This is a genomic window from Mariniflexile sp. HNIBRBA6329, from assembly GCF_043558645.1.
In the GTDB taxonomy this organism is placed as follows: Bacteria; Bacteroidota; Bacteroidia; order Flavobacteriales; family Flavobacteriaceae; genus Mariniflexile.
Genome location: NZ_JBIFXS010000017.1, coordinates 1 through 24,685 on the forward strand (window position 1 = coordinate 1; position 24,685 = coordinate 24,685).

The 24,685-nt window shown below is 32.2% G+C and carries 15 protein-coding genes and 1 tRNA gene; 11 read left to right on the forward strand and 5 right to left on the reverse strand.

Annotated features, from left to right (window positions below; all coding sequences use genetic code 11):
- The first annotated feature begins 139 nt into the window (after positions 1 to 139).
- Both ACGK9U_RS14355 and ACGK9U_RS14360 read left to right on the forward strand, forming a co-directional pair.
- Positions 140 to 322 (forward strand): CPXCG motif-containing cysteine-rich protein, encoded by a 183-nt coding sequence (locus tag ACGK9U_RS14355; RefSeq protein WP_394467142.1) that lies wholly within the window; start codon positions 140 to 142, stop codon positions 320 to 322.
- A 119-nt stretch (positions 323 to 441) separates the two neighbouring features.
- Positions 442 to 514, forward strand: a tRNA-Met gene (locus tag ACGK9U_RS14360).
- A 158-nt stretch (positions 515 to 672) separates the two neighbouring features.
- Here the strand turns inward: ACGK9U_RS14360 and ACGK9U_RS14365 are convergent.
- Positions 673 to 1,125, reverse strand: a complete 453-nt coding sequence (locus ACGK9U_RS14365) for a transposase (protein ID WP_394467143.1) — start codon at positions 1,123 to 1,125, stop codon at positions 673 to 675.
- Between the two features lie 400 nt (positions 1,126 to 1,525).
- Here ACGK9U_RS14365 and ACGK9U_RS14370 point away from each other — a divergent pair, with 400 nt between their 5' ends.
- Positions 1,526 to 1,633: a hypothetical protein gene (locus ACGK9U_RS14370; RefSeq protein WP_394467144.1), complete on the forward strand. Its 108-nt coding sequence runs from the start codon at positions 1,526 to 1,528 to the stop codon at positions 1,631 to 1,633.
- A 142-nt stretch (positions 1,634 to 1,775) separates the two neighbouring features.
- On the forward strand, positions 1,776 to 3,353 hold the full coding sequence (locus ACGK9U_RS14375; protein WP_394467146.1) for a glycerol-3-phosphate dehydrogenase/oxidase: 1,578 nt from the start codon (positions 1,776 to 1,778) through the stop codon (positions 3,351 to 3,353).
- Between the two features lie 490 nt (positions 3,354 to 3,843).
- Here the strand turns inward: ACGK9U_RS14375 and ACGK9U_RS14380 are convergent, their stop codons facing one another.
- Both ACGK9U_RS14380 and ACGK9U_RS14385 read right to left on the reverse strand, forming a co-directional pair.
- Entirely contained in the window at positions 3,844 to 4,638 is a 795-nt protein-coding gene (locus ACGK9U_RS14380; protein WP_394467148.1) for an adenylate/guanylate cyclase domain-containing protein, read from the reverse strand.
- A complete protein-coding gene (locus ACGK9U_RS14385) occupies positions 4,638 to 5,711 on the reverse strand; it encodes a carboxymuconolactone decarboxylase family protein (protein WP_394467149.1) in 1,074 nt (357 codons plus the stop codon). Before ACGK9U_RS14385 ends, ACGK9U_RS14380 begins: the two co-directional genes overlap by 1 nt.
- A 220-nt stretch (positions 5,712 to 5,931) precedes the next feature.
- Here ACGK9U_RS14385 and ACGK9U_RS14390 point away from each other — a divergent pair, with 220 nt between their 5' ends.
- A complete protein-coding gene (locus ACGK9U_RS14390; RefSeq protein ID WP_394467151.1) occupies positions 5,932 to 8,307 on the forward strand; it encodes a GAF domain-containing protein in 2,376 nt (791 codons plus the stop codon).
- Here ACGK9U_RS14390 and ACGK9U_RS14395 read toward each other — a convergent pair.
- A complete protein-coding gene (locus tag ACGK9U_RS14395) occupies positions 8,304 to 9,485 on the reverse strand; it encodes a Pycsar system effector family protein (RefSeq protein ID WP_394467152.1) in 1,182 nt (393 codons plus the stop codon). The two genes, ACGK9U_RS14390 and ACGK9U_RS14395, sit on opposite strands and share 4 nt — an antisense overlap.
- A 151-nt stretch (positions 9,486 to 9,636) precedes the next feature.
- Between ACGK9U_RS14395 and ACGK9U_RS14400 the strand changes: the two genes are divergently transcribed.
- The 6 genes from ACGK9U_RS14400 (at position 9,637) to ACGK9U_RS14425 (ending at position 21,116) form a co-directional block, all read left to right on the forward strand.
- On the forward strand, positions 9,637 to 13,194 hold the full coding sequence (locus ACGK9U_RS14400; RefSeq protein WP_394467153.1) for a metallophosphoesterase: 3,558 nt from the start codon (positions 9,637 to 9,639) through the stop codon (positions 13,192 to 13,194).
- Positions 13,195 to 13,436: 242 nt separating this feature from the next.
- Complete coding sequence (locus ACGK9U_RS14405; protein ID WP_394467155.1) at positions 13,437 to 15,290, forward strand: sigma 54-interacting transcriptional regulator; 1,854 nt, start codon at positions 13,437 to 13,439, stop codon at positions 15,288 to 15,290.
- A gap of 11 nt (positions 15,291 to 15,301) precedes the next feature.
- Complete coding sequence (locus ACGK9U_RS14410; protein WP_394467156.1) at positions 15,302 to 16,171, forward strand: helix-turn-helix domain-containing protein; 870 nt, start codon at positions 15,302 to 15,304, stop codon at positions 16,169 to 16,171.
- 116 nt (positions 16,172 to 16,287) lie between these two features.
- The gene (locus ACGK9U_RS14415) at positions 16,288 to 16,833 is read left to right on the forward strand and encodes a hypothetical protein (protein WP_394467157.1); all 546 of its coding nucleotides are present in this window, start codon (positions 16,288 to 16,290) and stop codon (positions 16,831 to 16,833) included.
- Positions 16,834 to 17,033: 200 nt separating this feature from the next.
- Positions 17,034 to 17,588 (forward strand): OsmC family protein, encoded by a 555-nt coding sequence (locus ACGK9U_RS14420; RefSeq protein ID WP_394467158.1) that lies wholly within the window; start codon positions 17,034 to 17,036, stop codon positions 17,586 to 17,588.
- A gap of 90 nt (positions 17,589 to 17,678) precedes the next feature.
- The gene (locus ACGK9U_RS14425; RefSeq protein ID WP_394467160.1) at positions 17,679 to 21,116 is read left to right on the forward strand and encodes a 4Fe-4S binding protein; all 3,438 of its coding nucleotides are present in this window, start codon (positions 17,679 to 17,681) and stop codon (positions 21,114 to 21,116) included.
- A gap of 51 nt (positions 21,117 to 21,167) precedes the next feature.
- Here the strand turns inward: ACGK9U_RS14425 and ACGK9U_RS14430 are convergent, their stop codons facing one another.
- A complete protein-coding gene (locus tag ACGK9U_RS14430; RefSeq protein WP_394467162.1) occupies positions 21,168 to 24,539 on the reverse strand; it encodes a tetratricopeptide repeat protein in 3,372 nt (1,123 codons plus the stop codon).
- Between the last annotated feature and the right edge of the window lie 146 nt (positions 24,540 to 24,685).

The following is a 24,685-nucleotide window of genomic DNA, read 5'->3' on the forward strand; positions in this document are numbered from 1 at the left end:
ACGCTTTACATACCCACTGTTTTCTGGTGTTTTCATTACACTAAGGTTTTAGTGTATCGCTATTTCAGGACGGGACACTTTAAAACAAAAAAACAGCCAACTAAAATAGTTGGCTGTTTTTTTGTTATAATTTTATAGTATGATAGAGCATTATTTTACATGTCCGCATTGTTGGGAACCGATATCTATGATGTTAGATACTTCAGTTTCTAAGCAAGTATATATAGAAGATTGTGAGGTTTGTTGTAACCCAATACAGCTTAAGATTCAATTTATTAATTCGGAATTATTAGATTTTCAAGCAGATAGCATAGAACAATAATATTTTCTAATTTTATGCTTGCAGAAATTAAAAAGGGTTGTATATTTGCATTCCGAAACAATATGGTCGGCATTATGAACCGAAAGTTAAAAGCTAAGAAAATTGTTTTGATATTAAATCGCGGGATAGAGCAGTAGGTAGCTCGTCGGGCTCATAACCCGAAGGTCACTGGTTCGAGTCCAGTTCCCGCTACAAAGCTTTACGCTAATGAAATCAACGGATTGTGTTCTCACAATCCGTTTTTTTTTATGTCTTCAATTTTCTTGCTTTTACAAAAAGTACACAAAAAAGGATCAAGAGCAATTGTTGTGTTTAAGCAAAAATTGTTGTTAATCTAAAAAGGAAGAATTCTATGTTGCCCCCCTAAACTGAGCTCTAAAAGCTTTAATTTTTGTGTTAAAAGATTCTGCAGCTGCGTTTGTGCTTCTGTTAATGAAATAGTTTAGTATGGATCTATAATTGATTGCTATAGTATTTGCGATGGTAATAAAGGCTCTGAAGCCTGTATTTTCGACATCTTTGTACCAATGTGCTAATTTTGTATAGGTTACTTGTATTGTGTTAGCTGTATTAAATATGTTTCTGTGCCCTTGAGCTAAATCAAAAGCGGTTTTAATATCAGGGTATTGATTGAATAGTATCTTGCTTCTAATATGTTGGTTTTCTGTCCAATTTGAGGGTGCTTTGTATAATAAATACCTGCTTCTGGCTAGTAATTGTTTTCTAGTGTCCCCATTGCTAAATTCTTTTGGTGTGAAAGTTTTGTTCTCTAGTCTTGCTTTTTTTATCCGCTCATTTTCCAAATCTATAGCGTCCCATCTGTGTTTTATTCTAATGTCCTGAAGCGCTTCTAGAGCTAATTTCAGCTCAAATAATCTATTTACTTTTTTGGTTAGATATCTTTTTTATCAATGTCAATTTCAGTTTTGAATTTACTTCTTTTAATTGCTTGTTTCGCTTCGTAATGTTCTTAACGCATATTCTTGGATGAAAGCTTTAATTGTGCTTTAAATAGTTCTAGTGGTTGATTGTCTAATTTGTAAGAGGAAAGAAGTTCAATCTTTAAAGCTTTGAATAAAGCTTTGGCTACGTAATTATTTTTTATCAACAAAACTTGAAATTGAATAAAATCAAGTCGTAAAGAACGGAGAAATCGAATTATCTGTTGAAGTTTCAAATACATGAGCTAGGTATGGTGAAGAAGTGATTCAGTTATATATCAGGGATTTATTTGGAAGTTTAACACGTCTAATAAAAGAATTGAAAGACTTCAAAAAAAATGATTTAAGCTGGAGAAACAAAAAACGTTAACTTTATAATAAATGTTGAAAAGTTTCAGTTTTATACCACCAACAAAAAGTGGGAGTTTGAACCAGTCGATTCAAACACTAAATTAAAAGAAATATTTTCGGTTACCGAATAAAGAAAATAAAGTCACATCAAATTATAGCCATTGGATAAGAACAATATTTTTAAAAGAGAAACACTGATAAAGCAGTTGGAAGCAAATGCCAATTGGGATGTGATAATTATTGGAGGTGGCGCCACAGGTTTGGGCGTTGTATTAGATAGTGCCACCCGAGGGTTTAAAACACTGTTATTGGAACAGGTAGATTTTGCAAAAGGCACATCGAGTAGGAGTACTAAATTACTTCACGGTGGGGTGCGTTATTTGGCGCAGGGTAACATCGATTTGGTAAAAGAAGCTTTATATGAAAGAGGTTTGTTGTTAAAAAATGCTTCTCATCTGGCAAATAATCAATCTTTCATCATTCCAAATTACAATTGGTTTGATACGATTAAATATACGGTCGGACTTAAAATTTACGATGCTTTGGCAGGTAAATTGAGTTTTGGAACCTCCATTCGAATTAATAAAAAAGAAACGCTTTCAAGATTAAGTACCATTAAAAACGGAAAACTTAAAGGTGGTGTGGTATATCATGATGGTCAATTTGATGATGCCAGATTAGCCGTAAATATAGCGCAAACGGCTATAGAGCACGGAGCGACTGTTTTAAATCATTTTAAAGTAAATCAGCTAACAAAGAATATAAAAGGCCTAGTAAATGGCGTGGTGGCAGAAGATACTGAGACAAAAGTTTCTTACACTTTAAACGCTAAAGTGGTTATAAATGCCACAGGTGTTTTTACTGATGAAATTCTGAAAATGGATAATTCTGAAGCAAAAAACATGGTGCGCCCAAGTCAAGGTATTCATTTGGTTTTAGATAAATCATTTTTACCCGGAAACGATGCGATTATGATTCCAAAAACCAACGATGGCAGGGTATTGTTTTTAGTGCCGTGGCATAATAAAGTAGTGGTTGGAACTACCGATACCTTGCTTGATAGCCACAGTTTAGAACCCAAAGCTTTAGATGAAGAAATAGATTTCATCATCGATACAGTAAACAATTATCTAACAAAAAAGGTAAGTAGGGCAGATGTGTTGAGTATTTTTGCAGGTTTACGTCCATTAGCAGCACCAAAAGACAAATCTGAAAAAACCAAGGAAATTTCAAGAAGCCATAAAATTATTGTTTCTAATTCTGAATTGATTACCATAACGGGCGGTAAATGGACTACTTACAGACGCATGGCTCAAGACACCGTGAATAAAGCTATTTCCATTGGGAAATTAGAAAGTAAACCCTGTAAAACAAAAGATATAAAAATTCATGGGGCAATGGATGCTATTGATAAAACACAGCATCAATATATTTATGGAAGCGATAAGACTGCTATTCAAGCATTGATTAGGGAAACTCCAGAATTTGGAGAGACATTACATCCACGGCTTCCATATACCAAAGCAGAAATTATTTGGGCCATTCGATACGAAATGGCAAGAACTGTAGAGGATATTTTGGCAAGACGTGTCCGTACTTTGTTTTTAGATGCTAAAGCTACTTTAGAAATAATTCCTATGGTAGCAAAAATATTAGCAAATGAATTGGGTAAAGATGATATATGGGAATTACAGCAAATTAATGAATGTAACAAAATAGCAAATCAATATGTATTGTAAAGAAAGTTAAGACGTTTGTCGAGGAGGTGTTAATTTGATGTTTTCCATCAACTTAACAACAAACGATTAAACAACCAACAACTAAAAGAAAACTAATTACAATGGAAAAATATATACTTGCCCTAGACCAAAGAACAAACGGTTCCCGAGCTATTGTTTTCGACAAAAAATAAGGCATTGTATCTGTAGCTCAAAAAAGAACTTACCCTATATTTTACAAATGCAACTATTAATGATACACAAACCATAATTGGCTTAGGCGCTTTATGAGCATTGCCAGTTGCTTTTTTAGTTGGGCTATAGGATTATCGTTAGGTGGTACAACTTTTTGTTGCAAGTCATAGTCTTATTCCTAAAAAAAAAATGGAGATCATGATGAAAAAATGATAAGCCGGGATAGAAGCCATTCTGGAGTCGTTATTTGGAACCTGTCGAACGAATAATGATGGTAAATAGTCAACCAAAAGGTATGAGATTTACTCAGTAATCTTTAAAAAGAATTTATTTTTTTTGTTAAACCTTTTACAAAATAAGTCTCAATAGGCTCAGATTTTCCTTTTACCATAGTAGGAGGCATTTTTTCTAATATAAATCGGTTGTCTAATTCAGCCATAATTTTATCCGTAATTAATATATCTACATTGTGGTCGCGTGTAAGAGCTTCAACTCGTGCCGCTACATTAATTGGATCGCCTACAACCCCAAATTTACTCAGTTCATAGTTTCCTATAACACCTGCAAGTACGGGACCTTTATGTATTCCAATTCCGAAAGATAATTCAGGAAAAGATTTGGCTTTGAGCTTTTTATTGTATTCATCTAAGACCTTTCTCATTTCTAATGCAGCCATCACCGCATCCTGAACCTGCCAAGGATTGTTACTTAATGCTCCGAAAAGTGATAGAATACCATCTCCAATTAATTCTGTTACTTGTCCATGGTGTTTGGTTAAAACCTTGTTCATGCATCGAAAATAACCGTTTAGAATACCAAGTACCACAGAAGGCTCCATTTCGCCACACATTTTTGTAAACCCCTTAATATCTGCAAACAAAACAGTGACCGAACGCATTGATGGTTTAAAGGCACTATCCGAATCAGTTAGATGTTCAATAACTTCTTCAGGTGTAAATCTACCGAAACTAATTTGAAGCCTCTCTAATTTCTCATTAGTATGAACTAGTAATTTCTCTAACTCTCTATTTCGTTTTTTTTGTTTAATAATGACATACAAAAAAATAAATAAAATTAAAATTAAAATTAAAATGTAGTATAGTAATTCCATTATCCTAGTAGTACAGCAAGTCTAACGGTTGAATTAGCTAAAGAAGCTACTCCAATGGCATCCAGCATCATAGGTTCTCCAACTTCTTGAGCAAGCTTTCTCACCCGCGATTGTATGGGGACATTCCGATAGTGTATGGTTTCTCGTGTCCAAGCAAGTAATTTTTCCTCTTTCTCACTTAAATGTGTGGAAGACAAGGTGGCCAATGCTGTATTAAATTCTTCTTCAGTAAAACCACATTCTAAAGCCATGGCATGCGATTCTGCTTGACAAAATTCACATTCTAAGCTGTTGGCAACGACAGCAAACATTAAAACTTTTAATTTCCTTGATAAAACATCAGATTCAAAAGCCCCCTTTAATACATCGTTCATGGCAGTAGCAGCAGGCAATCCAATTAGTTTTTGGACGACTCTTGGAAATGAATTTGGATTACCTTCAATAGGTCTAGTTTCGGTCCATCCAATTTTTCTAAGCTTCCACCCAATAAATGGCCGCATGAGTTTCCCAAACGTGCTGTTAGGTAATCGCTCAAGTTCATCCATTGGGGGAGCAGCTATAAATGTCATCACTCTGTTTACAAAACAGTGGTTTGTAATTACAAAAGCCATTTCAGCAACAGCCAAAGGCGAAAAACCTAAGAGTAGTAACTCATCACGATCATTTTTTGGAGGTGTCGGATTTGATCTGGAAAGGTTTCTGCTAAAGCGTATAAATGCTCTTTCCTTCTCATCCATTTCAGCCATTTGTACATTTCGTTCAATGTTACTTATCATTCTTTCAGAATACCCCCAAAGCCGCATCGAAGATCTTGCCACCCCAAAGCAGTATCTGCAGGCATTTTCTTGTGCAGCAACTAGACAACAAATATCAGCTAACTTTCTTGGGAATTCCTTCGCTTCATAACGTGGCCATTTGAGAACCGTTCTGCGTAACCATGGACTTCTGGAAGTGCGGGTGTGTATATCAGGAACCATACCAATATCAGCTTTAACTTCTGCCTCCCAATTAGTATCATGAACTACAGATAAAGTAGGTTCACTCCATTCAATCTCGTTTAATAATTGTGCCATCTGTGTTACTAAATTTGTTTGATTTTGGTTTTCCTTCAAATGCTTTTAATCATATTGGCAAGATTTTAATGAAGAAATAGAAGTAAATTTAAGAAAATTAAGTAAAAATCATATAATTTAGATTTTGTATTTGAAATTTTATTAGATGGTGTAATAAAATATGTTATAACTCGTCTAAATAAAATTATTAATATTTTTGAATTAATTAACAGGTTTTTAAATGGATGATTATCAACACAATGAGCTCCCCATATATTTTAAAATAAGTTTTGATAAGTTATTGAATCATTATGATAACCTAGTTGACCATAGCGATCAATTAATTGCGGATAAAGCTAAAAGTATTTTAAATATAGCATCTGATAACCCAATTTTTAGACAGGGGTTTTCTGATATATCGTTGCTAGAAACTCACAAAGAAGAAATAGAGATTCTTTTGCAAGATACGTTTAATCGTGTTTTAACTAACAACGAAATAAAAGTAGCCTCAGTTCCATTTGAGAATGTTATTTTCAATTTATCGGAACGTTTTAAAAAGATTATTAAAGATGCTGGTGAAGGGTTTGAGTTAAAAATCAAGAATATGCCTAAGGATGATCTATACATTATTGCTTGCAATATCATTCTTAACAATTGCTATGGCTATAATATAAACTTTAAAAGACCTTTTTATTACGAAATCCCAGATGAAAAGGGTATTATGCGTTATTATAAGATTCTTTATAATGCTGATTTCGCTGAAATAATTCCTACAGAAAAAGCTATACCAATAACACAGGAAGACTTTGACGAACTTCTTGATAATTTTCATAATATAGATCTTTGGAAAGCAAAATTTCCTCCTGAAAGCTATATTTTTAAGGGTTTTGTGATATCAAATATTTTTGATGTTACCGATGACCGATCCATTTCAAACATTAAATCAGCTTTAATTTCAGAAGTTAACGGGAAATCTGATGAATGTTTTATGGAGGATTTTCATGAAATTTTCCAATCCCTTTTAGGTATTAAAGATTTAAAAGTTGGTTTTTCGGTTTATAATAAAGAAGAAGATTCATTTGGAAGAGTTTATGGAGATGGTATTACTAGTTTCCTTTTGAATGATATGGATAGTAATAATTGCTGTAATCTGTTTTGTGAGGGTTCTTATAAACGATTATTGGGGGATAAAAATTTTTATACGGTTTCTGATGTAGACAAGTTTTTTGAATTATCAAACGGACAAGCTCCTCAATTAAAAACGTTTAAAGAACAAGGAGTAAAAAGCGTTATCTTGGCTCCGATTACTGATAATGATGAACTTCTGGGTATTTTAGAGTTGGTTTCTGATAAACCAAAAGTATTAAATAGTATAAATGCTATTAAATTGATAGATGTTATGCCCTTTATTGTAGCTTCTGTTTTAAGAACTAAAAGAGAAGAAGAAAATTTAATTGAAGCTGTTATTCAGCAAGAATGTACATCCATACATCCAAGTGTATATTGGAAATTTGCATTAGAAGCTAAAAATTTTATTCAAGAACAATTTAAAGGAAATAAAGCATCTTTTAAAAAAATTGTCTTTAATGATATTTACCCATTATATGGTCAAATTGATATAAAGGGTTCTTCAGAGGCCAGAAATTGGGCAACAAAACAAGACTTGTCTATTCAATTAAATACAATTAAATCAATATTAGAAACAGCCAGTGAAGAAGTGAATTTGCCAATATATGGGCAATACAATTATCAAATTAATGACCATTTAAAAAATCTAGAACATCATTTTCAGGTTGATAGCGAACAGAAAATCAATGATTTTCTTCAAAAAGATATAAAGCTATTATTAGATCATTTAGGGACATTTGATAGCTTGAAGCCTTTAATTCTTGCATACTATAATTCTATTCATGAGGATTTGAATGTTGTTTATGATAACAGACAAAAGTGTGATGATACTATTTCGATGATTAATAAAGAAATGGCTTCACTTTTAGATAAAAAACAGGAAGAAGCCCAAATAATGTACCCACATTATTTTGAACGTTTTAAAACAGATGGTGTTGAGCATAATATGTATATTGGAGAGTCTATTACCAAAGAAACCAGTTTTACCCCAATTTATTTGTACAATCTGAGATTGTGGCAATTACAGGTAATGTGTGAAATGGAAAATGCCTACTATCAGATGCAATCAGATTTTCCAATTCACTTAGATGTTGCATCTATGATTCTAGTTTTTAGTCAACCATTGTCCATAAGTTTTAGAATGGATGAAAAACAATTTGATGTTGATGGTGCCTATAACGCGCGTTATGAAATTGTTAAAAAAAGGGTAGATAAAGCTTTTATAAAAGGAACTAATCAACGTGTAACTGATAAAGGAAAAATAACCATTGTTTATTCTCAAAAGCAAGATGAAATAGAGTATTTAAGATATATTAATTTCTTGCAATCTAAAAAATATTTAGATGCTGATGTTGAAATTGTTGAGTTACAGGATTTGCAAGCTGCTTCAGGTTTAAAGGCTATTCGCGTTAGTATTTTGTATAATAAAAACGATAACAACAAGGAATTTTATACTTATGAAGACTTAATGAAAGAATTGGATTCTTAATTCATATTTCCAGCATGTTGAAATGCTACGCCAAAAGCAACAACGCTTACAATAATACCAATCATAAAAACAGTATATGTAATGCGAAGTATTTTGTACTTTTTATTTAATACTAAGCCAAGGAAATATAAATCTTTTTTCATAGACGAATACAGATAATCTCTATCCTGCATCATTTCACCCATAGCCCATTCAAAATCATCAAGACCCATTTTGTGGAAGTTACCAAAAAAAAGTAAGTTTACTTTTTTGTTTTTGACATCTTCTTTGGTAAATTTTCCACCAGTTACATTAGGTCTTGTAGCCAGCACAGATAGAATCATGGCAGTAACCGTAAAAAGTGTAAAAATAATTGTTGGATAAATTAAATAATGATTTGAAGGATTATCAAGTTTAGGAATGAGATTTGACAAAACTAACGACACTATAATAGCATTTACCGATAGCAATATATTTGCTTTACTATCTGCAATCTCACTTAGAGCGATATGATTTCTAAGAGTTACTCTAAATAAAGTATCAATACCTCGTTCAGGGATTTTTGCCCTGTATTTTTTAGCACTATTGTTTTTCTCTTGTTGCTTTTGCTTTTTAATTGTTTTGAAAAGGATAGCTATGTTTTTATCTTTTTCTTCTTGCCAATTTTCTATGGCAAAATGAGTATAGAATTGGTGGTTTTTTGTTAAAAAAGAAATATTTTCTTGGGTCCATTCGCTATCACTATATGTTTTGTTATATAGTTGCTCCCATTCATAACGTAAAAGCTCGCTTATTTCAATAAAGTTTTTGTGTCCAAAATGAGCGCAATCTGCGTCTCGGATTATTTGTTCAAGTTTGTTTTTTGGATCATAACCCATTTTGGTTGCTAAAATGATATTAGAAATCACTTCTATTCTATCAACTAATACATTTTCTTTTTTTAAAAATTCTACAGCAATCTTAATGCTTTCCTCTTCGTGATTATCAGTGCCTTTTATGTATCCTGTGTCATGAAACCAAGACGATATAATTAAGTTTTCCGCATCACTTTCTGTAATATTTTCTCCATCAATAATTTCTTTAGTGTAATTAACAACACGTTGCGTATGACTTAAATTATGATAAATATAAACATGTGGTAATTCTCTTCTTAGTAAAGAAGAAACATAATTCTCAACTTTGGTAAGCAATTCATTCATTTAAAATAATTATTTTTACTAAAATAGTAATTAATCCATTAAAATGCGTTTTCGGAAAATTATCATTATCATTTTTTTAGCTTTTTTCGTTAGCTCATGTGCTACTTTTAAGCAACAATATTCAAACGAAAATAAAGTCGAAAATTTTCCATTGGATAAAACGATAGCACATTCATTTTATTTAATTGGTGATGGAGGGAACTCTCCTTTAGGAAGTAAATCCAAGGTTTTACAATATTTTAAATCTGAAATTAATAAAGCTTCAAAGTATAGTACCATTGTTTTTTTAGGAGACAATATATACCCGAATGGGTTACCAAAAAAGGATGATGATGGAAGGACATTGGCTGAATATCAATTAAATGTTCAAATGGATGTCGTAAAGGATTTTGAAGGAAAAGCAATTTTTATTCCAGGAAATCATGATTGGTACTCAAATGGTTTAAAAGGGTTAAAAAGGCAAGAAGATTTTATAGAAAGTAGGTTAGGGAAAAACACATTTTTACCTGAGAATGGTTGCCCAATCGAAAAAGTCGATATTTCGGATGACATCGTTTTAATTGTAGTGGATTCAGAATGGTATCTAACTAATTGGGATAAACATCCTACTATGAATGATGATTGTGAGATAAAAACTCGAACTAAGTTTTTTGATGAGCTTGAAAGCGAAATTAAAAAAGCAAGAGGCAAAACAACTTTAATTGCGATCCATCATCCTATTTTTACAAATGGATCACATGGTGGGCAATATTCATTTAAAAGCCATATGTTCCCTTTACCTGTTTTAGGAACAATCAAAAATATTTTAAGAAAAACGATAGGATTAACTACGGTAGATATTCAAAATAAGCGCTATAATGAATTTAGAAAACGAATCATAACTCTTTCTCAGGAGAACGATAAAACCATTTTTGTGTCTGGGCATGATCATAATTTACAGTATATAGTTCAAGATAATTTACCACAAATTCTTAGTGGTTCTGGTTCAAAATTATCAGCCACCAGAAATGTTGGAGGCGGTAAGTTTTCATATGCTACTCCAGGTTTTGCACGATTAGATGTGTTTGAAGATGGTTCCTCGTTTGTTCGGTTTTATTCAGCTGATGAGCAAAAAATTGTATTTCAAACTCAGGTACTTTCAGAGGACAGAAAATGGAATATTGATAATAAATACGATTCTGTTTTCCCTAAAGAAAAAATAGCTTCCGTTTATACGAGTGTTGAAACAACAAAGGGGAATGTCTATAAATGGCTTTGGGGTGAGCGCTACCGGAAGTATTATAGCACTGAAGTAAAAGTACCAACAGTTAGCCTTGATACTTTGTTTGGAGGTTTAGTACCAGTTAGAAAAGGGGGAGGGCATCAATCAAAATCTTTGCGCTTAATTGACGAAAAAGGGCGAGAATATGTGATGCGTGCTATTAAAAAAAGTGCTTTACAATATTTGCAAGCCGTTGCATTTAAAGATCAATATGTAGAAGGCCAGTTTAACAATACTTACACAGAAGGTTTGTTGTTAGATGTGTTTACAGGTTCACACCCTTATGCGCCTTTCGCCGTTGGAACTCTGTCTGATGCTGTTGGAATTTATCACACGAATCCTACCTTGTATTATGTTCCAAAGCAAAGAATTTTGGGTCAGTATAATGATGAATTTGGAGATGAATTGTATATGGTTGAAGAGAGAGCCGATTCAGGACATGGCGACAAAGCAAGCTTTGGTTTTTCAAACACATTAATTAGTACAGATGATTTATTAAGTAAGCTAAATAAAGATGAAGATTTTGTTTTAGATGAATCAGCTTATATTCGAGCTCGATTATTTGATATGCTTATTGGTGATTGGGATAGGCATGAAGACCAATGGCGTTGGGCAGAATTTAAAGAAAATGGAAAAACTATTTATCGTCCAGTTCCAAGAGATAGAGATCAAGCGTTTTCTATTATGGCAGATGGAAAGTTATTAAGTCTTGCCACTGCTTTAGTGCCTGACTTGCGTTTAATGAAAAGTTATGATGCCGAACTTAAAAGTCCGAAATGGTTTAATTTAGAGCCTTACCCACTAGACATGGCTTTAATTAATAAATCAGGAAGAGATGTTTGGAGCCAACAAGTTGACAAAATTGTAGCGAATCTTTCAGATGAGGTTATTGATAGGGCATTTTTAAATTTTCCTAAAGAAGTTTCTGATGAAACTATTGCAACGATAAGGCAAAAACTTATTGGAAGGAAAGGAAACCTTCAAAAAATTTCAGATGCTTATTATAATCATATTAATAAATACGCAGTGATTAAGGGAACTAATAAAGATGATTGGTTTGATGTTGAGCGTAAACAAAACGGGGAAACCAAAGTAACTGCATTCAGAATTAAAAAAGGGGAAAAGGCAGATGTAATCCATCAAAGAGTATACAGTTCAAAGGAGACCAAAGAAATTTGGATTTTTGGATTAGATGATGAGGATGTTTTTAAAATTTCGGGTTATAGTGATAATCCAATAAAAATTCGTTTAATAGGCGGACAGAATAAAGATATCTATGATGTTGATAACGGAAAACGCATTAAAATTTATGATTATAAATCTAAAAAAAGTGATTTTGTATCGCGTAAAGGAAACATAAAATTGACAGATGATTATGAAACCAATGTATATGACTATAAAAAATTAAAAAATAGTTCCAACCAATTCGTTCCAACTTTTGGTTCAAATCCAGATGACGGATTTAAAATTGGAATTTCAAACACTTACAAAAACTATGGGTTTGAAAGGAATCCATTTACCTCACAGCACGTTCTTAAAGCAGCGTATTATTTTGCTACAAATGGTTTTGAGTTGGGTTACAATGCCGAATTTGCAAAGATTATGGGGAATTTTAACCTGGGTTTTGATGCTATTTATACCAGTCCAAATTTTGCCATAAACTTTTTTGGATATGGAAATGAAACCATAAATCTAGATGATGATTTTGGTATGGATTATAATCGAGTGAAAATTCGCACGGTTAAATTATCTCCATCTTTAATTTGGAGAGGACAAATGGGTTCTGGTTTTAAATTAGCAATATCTTACGAAGCTATTGAGGTGGAAGAAACCCAAGGGCGCTTTATAAACCAGTTTATTGGTAATAATATAGAGGTAAGCAATGATTTTTTAGGTGCAGAAGTTAGTTACAGTTTTGAAAATCAAGATAATTTAGCTTTTCCAACATTAGGAATGAAAACTAATTTAGTTTTTGGGTATAAGTCTAATATTGATACTTCCAATAAAATTACATATTTAATACCTGAATTAGGATTTGATTATAAATTAATTCCAAATGGACAACTTGTGCTGTCAACCCATTTAAGAGGCCATTTTAATTTTAGCGATGGTTTTGAATTTTATCAAGCGGCAAATATTGGTGCAGATACAGGGTTGAGAGGTTATAGAAATCAGCGGTTTACAGGAAAGAATGCATTTGTACAAAGTACAGACTTGCGTTTAAATTTACATGAAATGAAAACAAGTTTGCTTCCACTTAATATTGGGCTTTATGGAGGATTTGATTATGGTCGTATTTGGTTGGATAGCGAGCGTTCTAGGAATTGGAATACATCTATTGGAGGAGGGGTTTTTGCTAATGCCGCAGATATTATGGTACTTAATGCTTCTGTATTTCATAGTGATGACGGTGTACGCTTAGCTTTTAAATTGGGCTTTGGGTTTTAATCTATTTAAATCAGTGTTTAAAATCTCTTCAATTTTAATATTAAAAGTTTCGGCATTTTTTATGTTCGCTGTAGTTTTGGAACCATCAGCTTTTCTTTAATAGCTAAGTCAAAAAACAAATATCGCTATGAAAATATTTTTTAATAATGTGGTTATAATTAGAACAACAAGTTATTTACAGACTTCAAGCCTCAAAACTGAAATAAATAATTAATATATTTAACACTATATTGAGTCATCCTATGTCTAAAACAGCATCTAAAAACCTAATTGATTTTTTGTCAGAAATCCCATTTTTTTCTGAATTATCAAAAGAATCCCTTAAGCTTTTATACGCCAATTCTAGTGAAGAAACTTTTATTAAAAGTGAAACCATTATTGAAAAAGGTGATATTGGAGACTCTATGTATGCCATATTGGATGGAGCTGTTATGGTACATGAAAAAGGGCATATTTATGATACTTTAAAAACTGGTGACTGTTTTGGGGAATATGCTTTAATAGATAAAGAAACTCGTTCTGCGTCCATAACAGCACTGGAAAAAACAACCGTTTTAAAATTAGACAGACCACATTTTTTAGAATTAATGACGACAGATAGCGGTTTTGCTCAAGGTGTTTTAGCGGTTCTGATCAAGCGGCACAGAGAGTTAGATTTAATTCAGGCAAATCTGGCTGCTTCCAAAAAAGAAATTGAAATAGCAAATAGTAAAATGAGCGGACTTATTAATGGTGCAATGGATGCCATTATTATGTTCAATAGTGATTTCAGAATTATTCTCACAAATCCTTCCGCCAATAAACTATTTGAAAATGATGATGTTTCGCAACGCAACGTTTTGTTCTTTTTTGATGAGGACAGTGCCGATTTAATTGAGTCCTTGGTGAAATCAGGATTAAAAGACGAAAAAAAATCAATCAACAAATATTTACCAAATGTTGTGAAAGTTATCGGATCAAATAATGGCGAAACTTTAAATGAAGGAACCTTAAGTAAATATGGAAGCGACGAGGAAACCTTTTACACTCTTATATTAAGAAATATTGAAGAACGCTTAATTGCAGAAGATAAAATTAAATTATTAACCAAGCAAACCAAGTATCTAGAGGAAGAAATTAAAGAACTTACCAGTAGTTATGGTATTATTGCAGAACATAAAACCATGAAAAAGGTTTTAAATTTAATTCAGCAAGTTGCAAAAACAGATGCAACAGTTTTAATACATGGTGAAACCGGTACAGGAAAAGAATTGGTAGCTAGGGCAATTCATCAAGAAAGCAATAGAAACGATAAACCATTAATTAGAATTAACTGCGGTGCCATTCCTGCTAACCTTATTGAAAGTGAGTTGTTTGGCCATGAAAAAGGAGCCTTTACAGGTGCTACCGCTAGCAGAAAAGGACGGTTTTTATTGGCAGATAAGGGCACTATTTTTCTAGATGAAATTGGAGAAATGCCTTTAGAACTTCAACCAAAATTATTACGCATAATACAAGAAGGCGAATTTGATCCCGTTGGTAGTTCTGAAACCATAAAGGTTGATGTACGCATTATTGCTGCCACTCACAGAAATCTTCTGGAATTTTCAAAAGAAGGAAAGTTTAGAGAAGATTTGTATTACCGCTTAAATGTGTTCCCCATTGGGGTTCCTGCTCTTAGAGATAGGGGTAATGACATTTGTTTAATTGCTCAAGAAATGGTTAAACACTTTTCAAAAAAGTTGAATAAACCGATTGTAGAATTATCAGGTGATGATAAAAATTTACTTTCTTCTTATAAATGGCCCGGAAATGTGCGTGAACTCCAAAACTTGATTGAGCGCGCTGTTATTGTATCCCAAAATGGAAAAATAAATTGGCAAGCTATCATTCCTAATGATTCTAATATTGAAATTGTTCCTGATAAAAATACTTCCGAAACAAAAATTTTAACTTCTAAAGAATTAATTGAATTAGAAAAAGAAAATATTCTAAAAGCTTTAAAACAAACCAAATGGAGAATATCCGGGAAATATGGAGCTGCAGAATTATTACAATTACCTTCCACGACACTAGCCTCTAGAATCAAGGCTCTAGGTATAGAACGTCCTATCTAAAATTTATTAAAATGGCTATTGACGTTTACAAACACTTTCTAAAACATCCACGCTATAACAAGCTAGTTGGTAGTGATTATTTGTTAGTTGAATATAAATGCCCGATAGAAGTTGAAAAATTTAAACTATGGACACAAACACCATTCATTACTTATGTTATTAGTGGACAAAAGGATTGGACTTCTTTAAACAAAACCTATACTATAAAGAAAGGTGAAGCGCTTTTTATTAATAAAGGTGTTTATAATACAAAGCAATATTTTGAGGTAGATTATTGTGTTATGTTGTTTTTTATCACTCAAGATTTCATTAAGCGCTTTGTTGAAAAACATAAAGATATTTTTCGTTCTAAAGGTTTGGGAATTTCAAATTGTCAAATTTTTAAGATAGATGTTGGTGATACTTTAAATTCATTATTTTTATCTGTATTTAACTATTTGAATCAAGGTAATAACATTCCTAAGGAATTGGTTGAAATGAAGTTTAACGAACTTTTGTTCAATATTACTTTGAACCCTGCCAATAAAGACTTGGTACAGTTTTTCAATTCATTACATAGCACTCAGCGAACATCCCTTAATGACATAATGATGAAAAACTTCCATTCAGATTTAAAATTAAAAGAATATGCGCGTTTATACGGAAAGAGCCTGTCTTCCTTTAAAAGAGATTTTCAAGAGTTCTACAACAACACTCCAAGAAAATGGTTAAATAATAAAAGGTTGGAATACGCCAAAACCCTATTGGAAAACCCCGAATTAAACATTAATGACATTTGTTTTGAAAGCGGTTTTAAAAATCCTTCCCATTTTAATAGCAGTTTTAAAAATATGTATAATCTTCCACCAAATCAGTATAGAAAATTGTATTATAACCTATAAGCTTTTTATCCGTATTTATTTTTTGAACTTTATAGAAAAAAAATTGGACTTTATAGAAAATTTCACCTTCTAAATGTGATATACCTTTGACTCATAATAATTAAAAAACAAGAATTATGAGAACTTTAATTTTATTAATGACAGGTGTTTTTTCTTTAATAGGAACTGCCCAACAAAATGAGCTTGCCTTTTTGAGTATTAGCACATTAGAAGCTGAAAATACTATTAGTGAAAGCATAGCTTCTGTTCCGCCAAACTTGCTTTATTTAAAAGAGTTGCTATCCAATCAATCTTCAGATATAATAAAAAAGTGTAGAGAACGATTGGCAAATTATAATCTGAAAAGCAATTCAGTATATGACGATTCTGAAAAAGCTATGTATTCCGTGGTTTTCAGAAACAAACAAGTAAACATTATTGCTAACTATGAAAGTGATGGGAGCATATTATACACACAAGAAACTTATAAAGGCATTAGAATCCCTAAGGAATTGATGGTGAAAATATCCAAAGTGTATCCTGGTTGGGCATTTTCAAAAACCACTTACCATCTAAGCTATAATCGTAAAGAAGGTATCGATAATCAATTTTATAAAATCCAAATCAGTAATGGAAAGAAGAAAAAGATTTTAAGGTTTAACGAAAATTTTAAAGCGATATAAAGTATCATTTACTGATAGGAAGATTTAACGATATCTCATAAATAACCAACGATATTTCGTAAATAATTGAAATTTCGTTAAAAATATTTATTGTTAAAATCATTTTAAATAACTGAAATTCAAATAGTTATATAGTTTGGCACGGCATTGGCTTTAATCCAACCAAACAATAATGTTTAACGATTTAAAAATTAGAAAAAATGATTACAACAGCAAATGTAAAAAACGGAGTAAACGTAGACCAATTAGTAGAAACTATCGGTCACATTCAACAACAACCTGAATTAGCAAAATTCGAATTCAGAGCAAAAAACAACTGGATTGATGGCGGGCATTGTGTGTCTAGCATCAAAAGCTTTTATGGCGCAGGTCAAGAAGATACAACACGTCAAGAAACTTTCACAATGGAATGTAGCCACCCACAAGTATTACTTGGACAAGATGAGGCAGCAACACCACCAGAAGTTGTATTGCACGCATTAAGTTCTTGTTTAACAGGGGCCATGGTTTATCATGCTGCAGCTAATGGCATCGATATCGAAGGTGCTGAATCTACCATCAAAGGTACTGCAGATTTACACGGTTTCTTAGGATTAGATCCAGAAGTAAGAACAGGTTTTGATGGTATAACCATTCAACTGAAAGTTAAATCGGATGCTTCTGCAGAGCAATTAGCAAACTTAGCTAAATTCTCTCCTGTATTCGATATGATAACTAATCCAACACCAGTTAAGTTAGAAATCATCAAACAGTAAAATCAAATGAGCAAAAAAATGGCTGCTTTCAAGGGTTTCAAGTAGCCATTTTTTTTCTTATTAATCAATTTTCATTCAACATTTATACTAATGAAAACTACAGGGTTCAAAATTGTCAATGCCAATCAAGCAGTAGCTCAAATAGCATATAAAACCAATGAGATTATGCCTATTTATCCTATTACGCCTGCTTCAGAAATGAGTGAATTGGTTGAACAATGGCGTGCTGAAAAGAATGAAAATTGCTTTGGAAATGTGCCAACGGTTTTTCAAATGCAAAGTGAAGCTGGTGTAGCAGGCGCTATGCATGGCGCATTACAAACAGGATCATTATCAACAACTTTCACAGCATCTCAAGGTTTATTATTGATGCTGCCTAATATGTATAAAATCGCTGGAGAACTTACTCCAAATGTGATTCATGTAGCTACAAGAAGTATAGCTACACATGCCTTATCTATTTATGGTGATCACAGTGATATTATGGCTGTAAGACAATCTGGATATGCCATGCTGAGCAGTGCTTCTGTTCAGGAAGCGCAAGATTTTGCATTGATTGCCCAAACAGCCACTTTAGAATCTAAAATACCTTTTGTTCATTTTTTTGATGGCTTTAGGACGTCTCATGAAATTTCAAAAATTGAAACCATCGAAGATAACATCATCAAATTTATGGTGAATAATAAGGACATAAAAATGCATAAAGAACGAGCTTTAAATCCTAACAACCCTATTTTAAGAGGAACCTCTCAAGGTTCTGATGTATTTTTTCAAAGTAGAGAAAAAATAAATCCATTTTATAATAATTGTCCAGATACCGTTCAACAAACTATGGATAGGTTTGAATCTTTAACAGGTAGACAATACCATTTGTTTGACTATTTAGGACATCCAAAAGCAGAACATATTATTATTTCAATGGCTTCATCAACTGAAACTATTGAAGAAACCATAAACTATTTAAACAAAAAAGGTGAAAAATATGGACTTATTAAAGTTCGATTATTCAGGCCTTTCAGTGCAAAGCACTTACTAAAATCCCTACCAGAAACATGTAAAAGCATGGCGGTTTTAGACCGCACAAAAGAACCTGGATCTTCGGGCGAACCTCTTTATTTAGATGTATTACAATCATTTACTGAGGCGTTTCAAAATAGAAGCATTCATTATCTTCCAAGAATTGTAGGAGGCCGTTATGGATTATCTTCAAAAGAATTTACGCCTAGTATGGTACAAGCCATTTTTGAAAACTTGAAGCAAGAAAAACCAAAAAACAATTTCACTATTGGAATAAAAGACGATGTTACAAATTTAAGCTTAGATGTAGAAAAATCAATTTCGATTTGTAATATGCAGCAAGCTGTTTTCTATGAAAACAAACATAAAAACAGTACCCAAAATTTGAATAACACCCTTCAATTAATTGGAAATCAAAATAACACCTTCGTTCAAGGTTACACAGAATGTGATTATAAAAAATCAAATTCCAGAAGTGTATCTCATATTCGTATAGATTCAAAACCAATTAAAGCACCGTATCTTATTGAAAACACTGATTTTATTGCGTGTGAAAATGTAAGCTTTTTAGAAAATGATAATGTATTAAGTACCATAAAAAAAGGCGGAACTATTTTAGTGAATACTGATGATTCATCTAAAAAATTCTGGAATAATTTATCAGCAAAAAGACAAAAAGAAATAGTAGAAAAGAATGTAGAATTATTAATTGTAAATGCTAATGAAATAAAGACTTTTGAATTATCAAACGATTACCATATTTCAATTCTACAAGCATGCTTTCTAGCAATACAAAATCAACAAATTCCATTAGATTTTTCAACAACAATAAAAGACTATATATATAAAGTTGATACTTCGGCTAAACAAAACAACGGCAATCTAATTAATGAAGATGAATACTTTTCAAATACACTTTTGGGAAGTTTATTAAAAAACAATGGTAACGATATTCCAATAAGCTTATTACCTGCCGATGGCACCTACCCAACAAATACATCACAATTTAATACGGTTGAGCCTACAGATTACTCGCCTAATTGGAATACAACTGCCTGCACGCAATGTGGTGCTTGTAGTATGGCGTGTCCGCAAGGTGCATTAAGAATTAAAGTTTATGATGACAATTACCTCATTGATGCTCCAAAACAATTTAAATCGGTAAAATCAAATGAGCTAGATTGGGAAGTTGATTTACTTAATTATACCATTCAAATAAACCCAGAAAAATGTAATGGTTGCAACAACTGTATCGATGCTTGTCCGGTTAAAGCTTTGAAAATGATTGATAAAGAAGCTGCTGAATTAGAAGAAAAAGAAAACTGGACTTATTTTGAAATGATTCCAGAGTTTGACAGAAACAAAATTAATGTGAATAAAGTCAGTCAGCAACAATTGCAAGAACCTTTATTTAAATATCCGATGGGTGTTAAAGGTTGTGGGGAAGCACCTTATTTAAAGCTTTTATCTCAGTTATTTGGTGATAGATTATTAATAGCTAATGCTACTGGGGCGAGCTCTATTTTTGGTGGAGCCTTACCGACAACGCCTTGGAGCCAAAATAAAATGGGGCAAGGTCCAGCATGGTCAAATTCTTTGTTTGAAGATAATGCCGAATTTGGTTTAGGCTTCAAATTATCATTGGAGCAACAAGAAAATCAAGCTAAAAATTTATTGCAAAAACTATTGCCAAAATTGAATTTTGATTTGGTTTACGATATTCTTAACGCAAACCAATCAACCGAAAAAGAAATTAACCAACAGCGAGTTAGAATTGAAGCATTGAAACAAGAATTAAAAATACTTAATTCTTTTGAAGCAAATCAGTTATTGACAGTTTGTGACGCATTGGTTAAAAAAAGTGTTTGGATTGTTGGGGGCGACGGTTGGGCGTATGATATTGGTTACGGCGGTATCGATCATGTTTTAGCTTCAGGAAAAAATGTAAATATTCTGGTTTTAGATAATGAAGTTTATGACAATACGGGAGCACAAGCATCCAAAGCAACTCCTTTTGGGGCTCAAGCTAAATTTGAATTTGCTGGCAAGCAAAAACAAAAGAAAGATTTAGGCTTATTGGCTATGACTTATGATAATGTTTATGTGGCTTCGGTTGCTATTGGTGCTAATCAAGAGCAAACCTTAAAAGCCTTTAATGAAGCTGAAAGTTTTGATGGCTCTTCTATTATTGTTGCTTATTGTCATAGTGAATCTCACGGCATTGATATGGAAAAGCCAAAGCAATATCATCAAGCAGCAGTTAGTTCAGGCCAATGGTTATTGTATAGAAATGACCCTAGAAAAGAAAAACATATTTTTCAATTAGATTCAGATATTCCGACGATAAAGATTGAAGCGTATTTGAAGTTAGAAAATCGGTTTTCGAAGGTATTGGAGAATGATGGAGAAATTTACCAAAATATCATAGAACAAATGCAAAATCAAGTTAACAAACGATTTGATAAATACTTGAATATGTCAAGAACAACTCAATTACATAAGAATGGATAGATTAAACAATAATTTAAATTAATAACTCAATAAAATAAATGAATGTCCTAATTATTTTTCATCAATGGTGTTTACCATATCCCAATATTGTGGCGTTCCAGAAATCGTATATTCTGCTGATTTAGAAATGAAATATCTAGCAACGTTATCTTTTTGGTTTTCTGTTAAAACACCATCAAAAGCAGCAGAAGCTTTAGGGAATTCTTTATTGAAAAAATACTTTAGACCCTTTTCAAATTTCTTTAATGTTTTTTGTTTTAATAAAATGATCTCATCTTCGTCTCCATCAAAACATTCATAAATATCTACGGCATTATTTTTCCCTTTCACTTTAACTTTACCGAGATACCTAAAATTAAAGTTTGCCTTATTGTTAATGGTACTTAAACTATCTTCACTTATAATGATGTTCGCTCCATAATACTTGGTAACTCCTTCCATACGAGAAGCCGTATTTACTGTATCGGCAATAATAGCTGTATCATTTCTAAATAAATCACCTATAATGCCCATTACCAAATTTCCAGTATGTAATCCCATTCCAACTGTTATTTTTTGATACCCTTCGTTAACTCGTATTGAATTATAAGCAATTAATTCTTTTTGCATATCTATGGCTGCTCGTAAAGCGTGATAAGAATTCTCTGGAAATAATGCCATAATACCGTCACCCAAATATTGATTAACAAACCCCTGGTTTTTTTGAATTATTGGCCCCATTCTGCCCACATAAGCATTAACAAATTTAAAATTTTGTTGAGGCGTCATACTTTCTGAGAGATTGGTATAATCTCTAATGTCAGTAAATAAAACGGTTACTTTTTTTTCTATATGATCGCCTAAAACAACATCAGTAATGGCTTCCCTACCAACAGATTTTAAAAACTCGGAAGGCACAAATCGGCTCGTTGCTTTATGAATACCGTTTAAATTCAAGTGGGTTTTAATTCTACTTAATAATTCGTTTTTAGAAAAAGGTTTAGTTAAATAATCATTAGCCCCAACATTAAACCCAGCAACTAAATCACTTACCCTATTTTTAGCGGTTAATAATACAATGGGAAGTTCACTTGGAGAATATGTTTTTCTAATGATTTCACAAACTTCATATCCAGACATATTAGGCATCATAATATCTAGAAGAATTAAATCGAAGTTGCTTTTTTGTAGAAGTTCAAGAGCTTCTTTGCCATTATTAGCCTCAACTACTTTATAGCCAGCTACGTTTAAATGATTTTGTAATACCCGCCTATTGATAGGTTCATCATCTACAACTAAAACCGTTATGTTGGAATTTTGAGATTCTGAATTTACACTTGCTTCATTATTTAATTCATTTTTAATGTTTTGAATGAATTCATCTGAATTGTTACCATTCAAACTTGCAATATCATGTCTTTTTGTTTTACTTAGTAGTAATGTAAAAGTAAATGTTGAGCCTTTACCAACTTCAGAATTAACATTAATAGTTCCTCCATGAAGTTCGACCAATTGTTTGGTGACGGATAAGCCAAGGCCTGTTCCACCATATTCTCTTTCAGTAGAACCATCTACTTGTTCAAAGGATTTAAATATGTCTGCAAATTTTTCCTCAGGAATACCAATACCAGTGTCTGATACCGAAATTGAAAGCATCTCCTTTGATTCTTCAGCATGTATTGTTACTTCTCCTTTTTCGGTAAACTTAATAGCATTTCCTATAAGATTATAAAGTATCTGTTGAAGTCTATTTTCATCGGCAGTAACCAATGGAATATCTTTAGGAATAGCGTTTATTAATTTAAGTGATTTATCTTTTGCTAAAGCACTTGAAACTTTTAAAACTAGATTGGTAATTGAATACATATCAATAGGTTGGAAAGACAACACCAAATCTTTATTCTTTAATTTAGAAAAATCAAGTATATCATTAACCAAATTAGACAAACGTTTGCCACTATTTACGATCATATCCAAATTATCAATGGCTTTTGGCGATAATTTTCCAGCAGCACCATCTTTAAGTGATTCAGATAAACCTATAATACCGTTAAGGGGTGTACGTAACTCGTGAGATGTATTGGCAAGAAATTGGTCTTTTAATTGGTCAACTTGTTTTAGTTTATTAATAACTTCACGTTCCTGTTTTAACTTGACACTTTTTTGTCTAGACCGCCAATAAACTCCACCAATAATCAATAAGCCAATGGTTCCAAAAATAACAAGATTAACTTTATTGCGCTGTTTACTTAAATTTTCTGCATATAACAATTCTTGTTGTGCTTTTTCCTTAGTAAAGGCAATACTATCAGCTAATTTTTGCCTTTCAAATTGGTATTCCATTTCCTGCCTCGTAATCTCTTGTGCTTTTTCGTTATTAAACAACGAGTCTTTTGCAATTTGTGATTGCTTTAAATACTGTAACGATTTATTATAATTACCTAAATTCTCCCAAGCAGTACTTAAACATTCACAGGATAGTTTTTGTACCAAGAGCGTACCTGTTTCATACGAAATATCTAAACTATTTTCACAATCTGCTTTAGCTTTTACATAATCTTTGAGATACAAATAAGTACCACCACGCTCTAAATAAGCACTTAAGAGTCCTTCTCTATCATTAATAGACAATTTAATGTTTACACTTTTATTTAAATAATTTAAAGCTTCTCGATGGTCTCCTTTCAAATTATAGAGTTCTCCCATATTGTTGTAAGTGCTGGTAAGAAACCTAATATCGTCTAATTCAGTAGCTAATTCAATGCACTTTTGAAAATTCTTCAGAGCTTTATCGTAGTCGCCTTTTTTATTATTTACCAATCCAATATTATTGTAGGTATGCATAACACCTTGCTTATCACCTAATTTTTCTTTTATCTTTAAACTATAGCTATAATATTCCAATGCCTTGTCCTGATTATTTTGTCTTAAGAAAACATTCCCCAAATTATTGGTAACCCTAGCTATGTTGGCAGAATCCTTAACTTTTTCAGATAGTTTTAACGCTGTTAATTCATCGCTAATGGCTTTTGGGAAATTACCTAGCTCGTAATAAGAAGTACCTATATTATTAAGCACAACCGCCATCCCCTTACTGTCATTCAAAACTTCCAAAATAGTATAGCTATCATTAAAAAACTTAATAGCTTTAACGAAATTTCCTTGATATGCATAAGTATTGCCTAAAAACCGAAGTATGGTTGCCTCCCATTGTTTTTTATTTCTTTCTTGTGAAAATTTCAGAACCTGATTTCCAAAACCCCGAGCCGAATCCAAATTTTGTCTAAATAAAACCATAAACGCATCTAGTCCAGATTCGAAACGTATGGAATCTGCTATTTTATTATTTTTAAAAGTATTTTTTAAACTGTCAAGCTGGGGTGTTTGACTATGAGTTAAATGACATAAAATGAATAGTGTAAATATGAATAGCTTACGTTTCATTAAAATTATAACTAGAGTTCTTAGATTATAAAGTTAATTAATTAACATGGAACTTGGAAGAGTACTAAAGTTAAGTTAAAGAATGAAGTCGGAATTTGAATCTTTAAAACGGTTTGATTTAAATATTTAAACTTATTTCTCTAAAT

Excerpts from the sequence above, each read along its gene's own strand:
- ACGK9U_RS14355 (WP_394467142.1), top strand. The coding sequence starts at position 140 with ATGATAGAGCATTATTTTACATGTCCGCATTGTTGGGAACCGATATCT.
- ACGK9U_RS14380 (WP_394467148.1), bottom strand. The coding sequence starts at position 4,638 with ATGGAATTACTATACTACATTTTAATTTTAATTTTAATTTTATTTATT.
- ACGK9U_RS14385 (WP_394467149.1), bottom strand. The coding sequence starts at position 5,711 with ATGGCACAATTATTAAACGAGATTGAATGGAGTGAACCTACTTTATCT.
- ACGK9U_RS14390 (WP_394467151.1), top strand. The coding sequence starts at position 5,932 with ATGGATGATTATCAACACAATGAGCTCCCCATATATTTTAAAATAAGT.
- ACGK9U_RS14395 (WP_394467152.1), bottom strand. The coding sequence starts at position 9,485 with ATGAATGAATTGCTTACCAAAGTTGAGAATTATGTTTCTTCTTTACTA.
- ACGK9U_RS14405 (WP_394467155.1), top strand. The coding sequence starts at position 13,437 with ATGTCTAAAACAGCATCTAAAAACCTAATTGATTTTTTGTCAGAAATC.
- ACGK9U_RS14410 (WP_394467156.1), top strand. The coding sequence starts at position 15,302 with ATGGCTATTGACGTTTACAAACACTTTCTAAAACATCCACGCTATAAC.
- ACGK9U_RS14415 (WP_394467157.1), top strand. The coding sequence starts at position 16,288 with ATGAGAACTTTAATTTTATTAATGACAGGTGTTTTTTCTTTAATAGGA.
- ACGK9U_RS14420 (WP_394467158.1), top strand. The coding sequence starts at position 17,034 with ATGATTACAACAGCAAATGTAAAAAACGGAGTAAACGTAGACCAATTA.
- ACGK9U_RS14425 (WP_394467160.1), top strand. The coding sequence starts at position 17,679 with ATGAAAACTACAGGGTTCAAAATTGTCAATGCCAATCAAGCAGTAGCT.
- ACGK9U_RS14430 (WP_394467162.1), bottom strand. The coding sequence starts at position 24,539 with ATGAAACGTAAGCTATTCATATTTACACTATTCATTTTATGTCATTTA.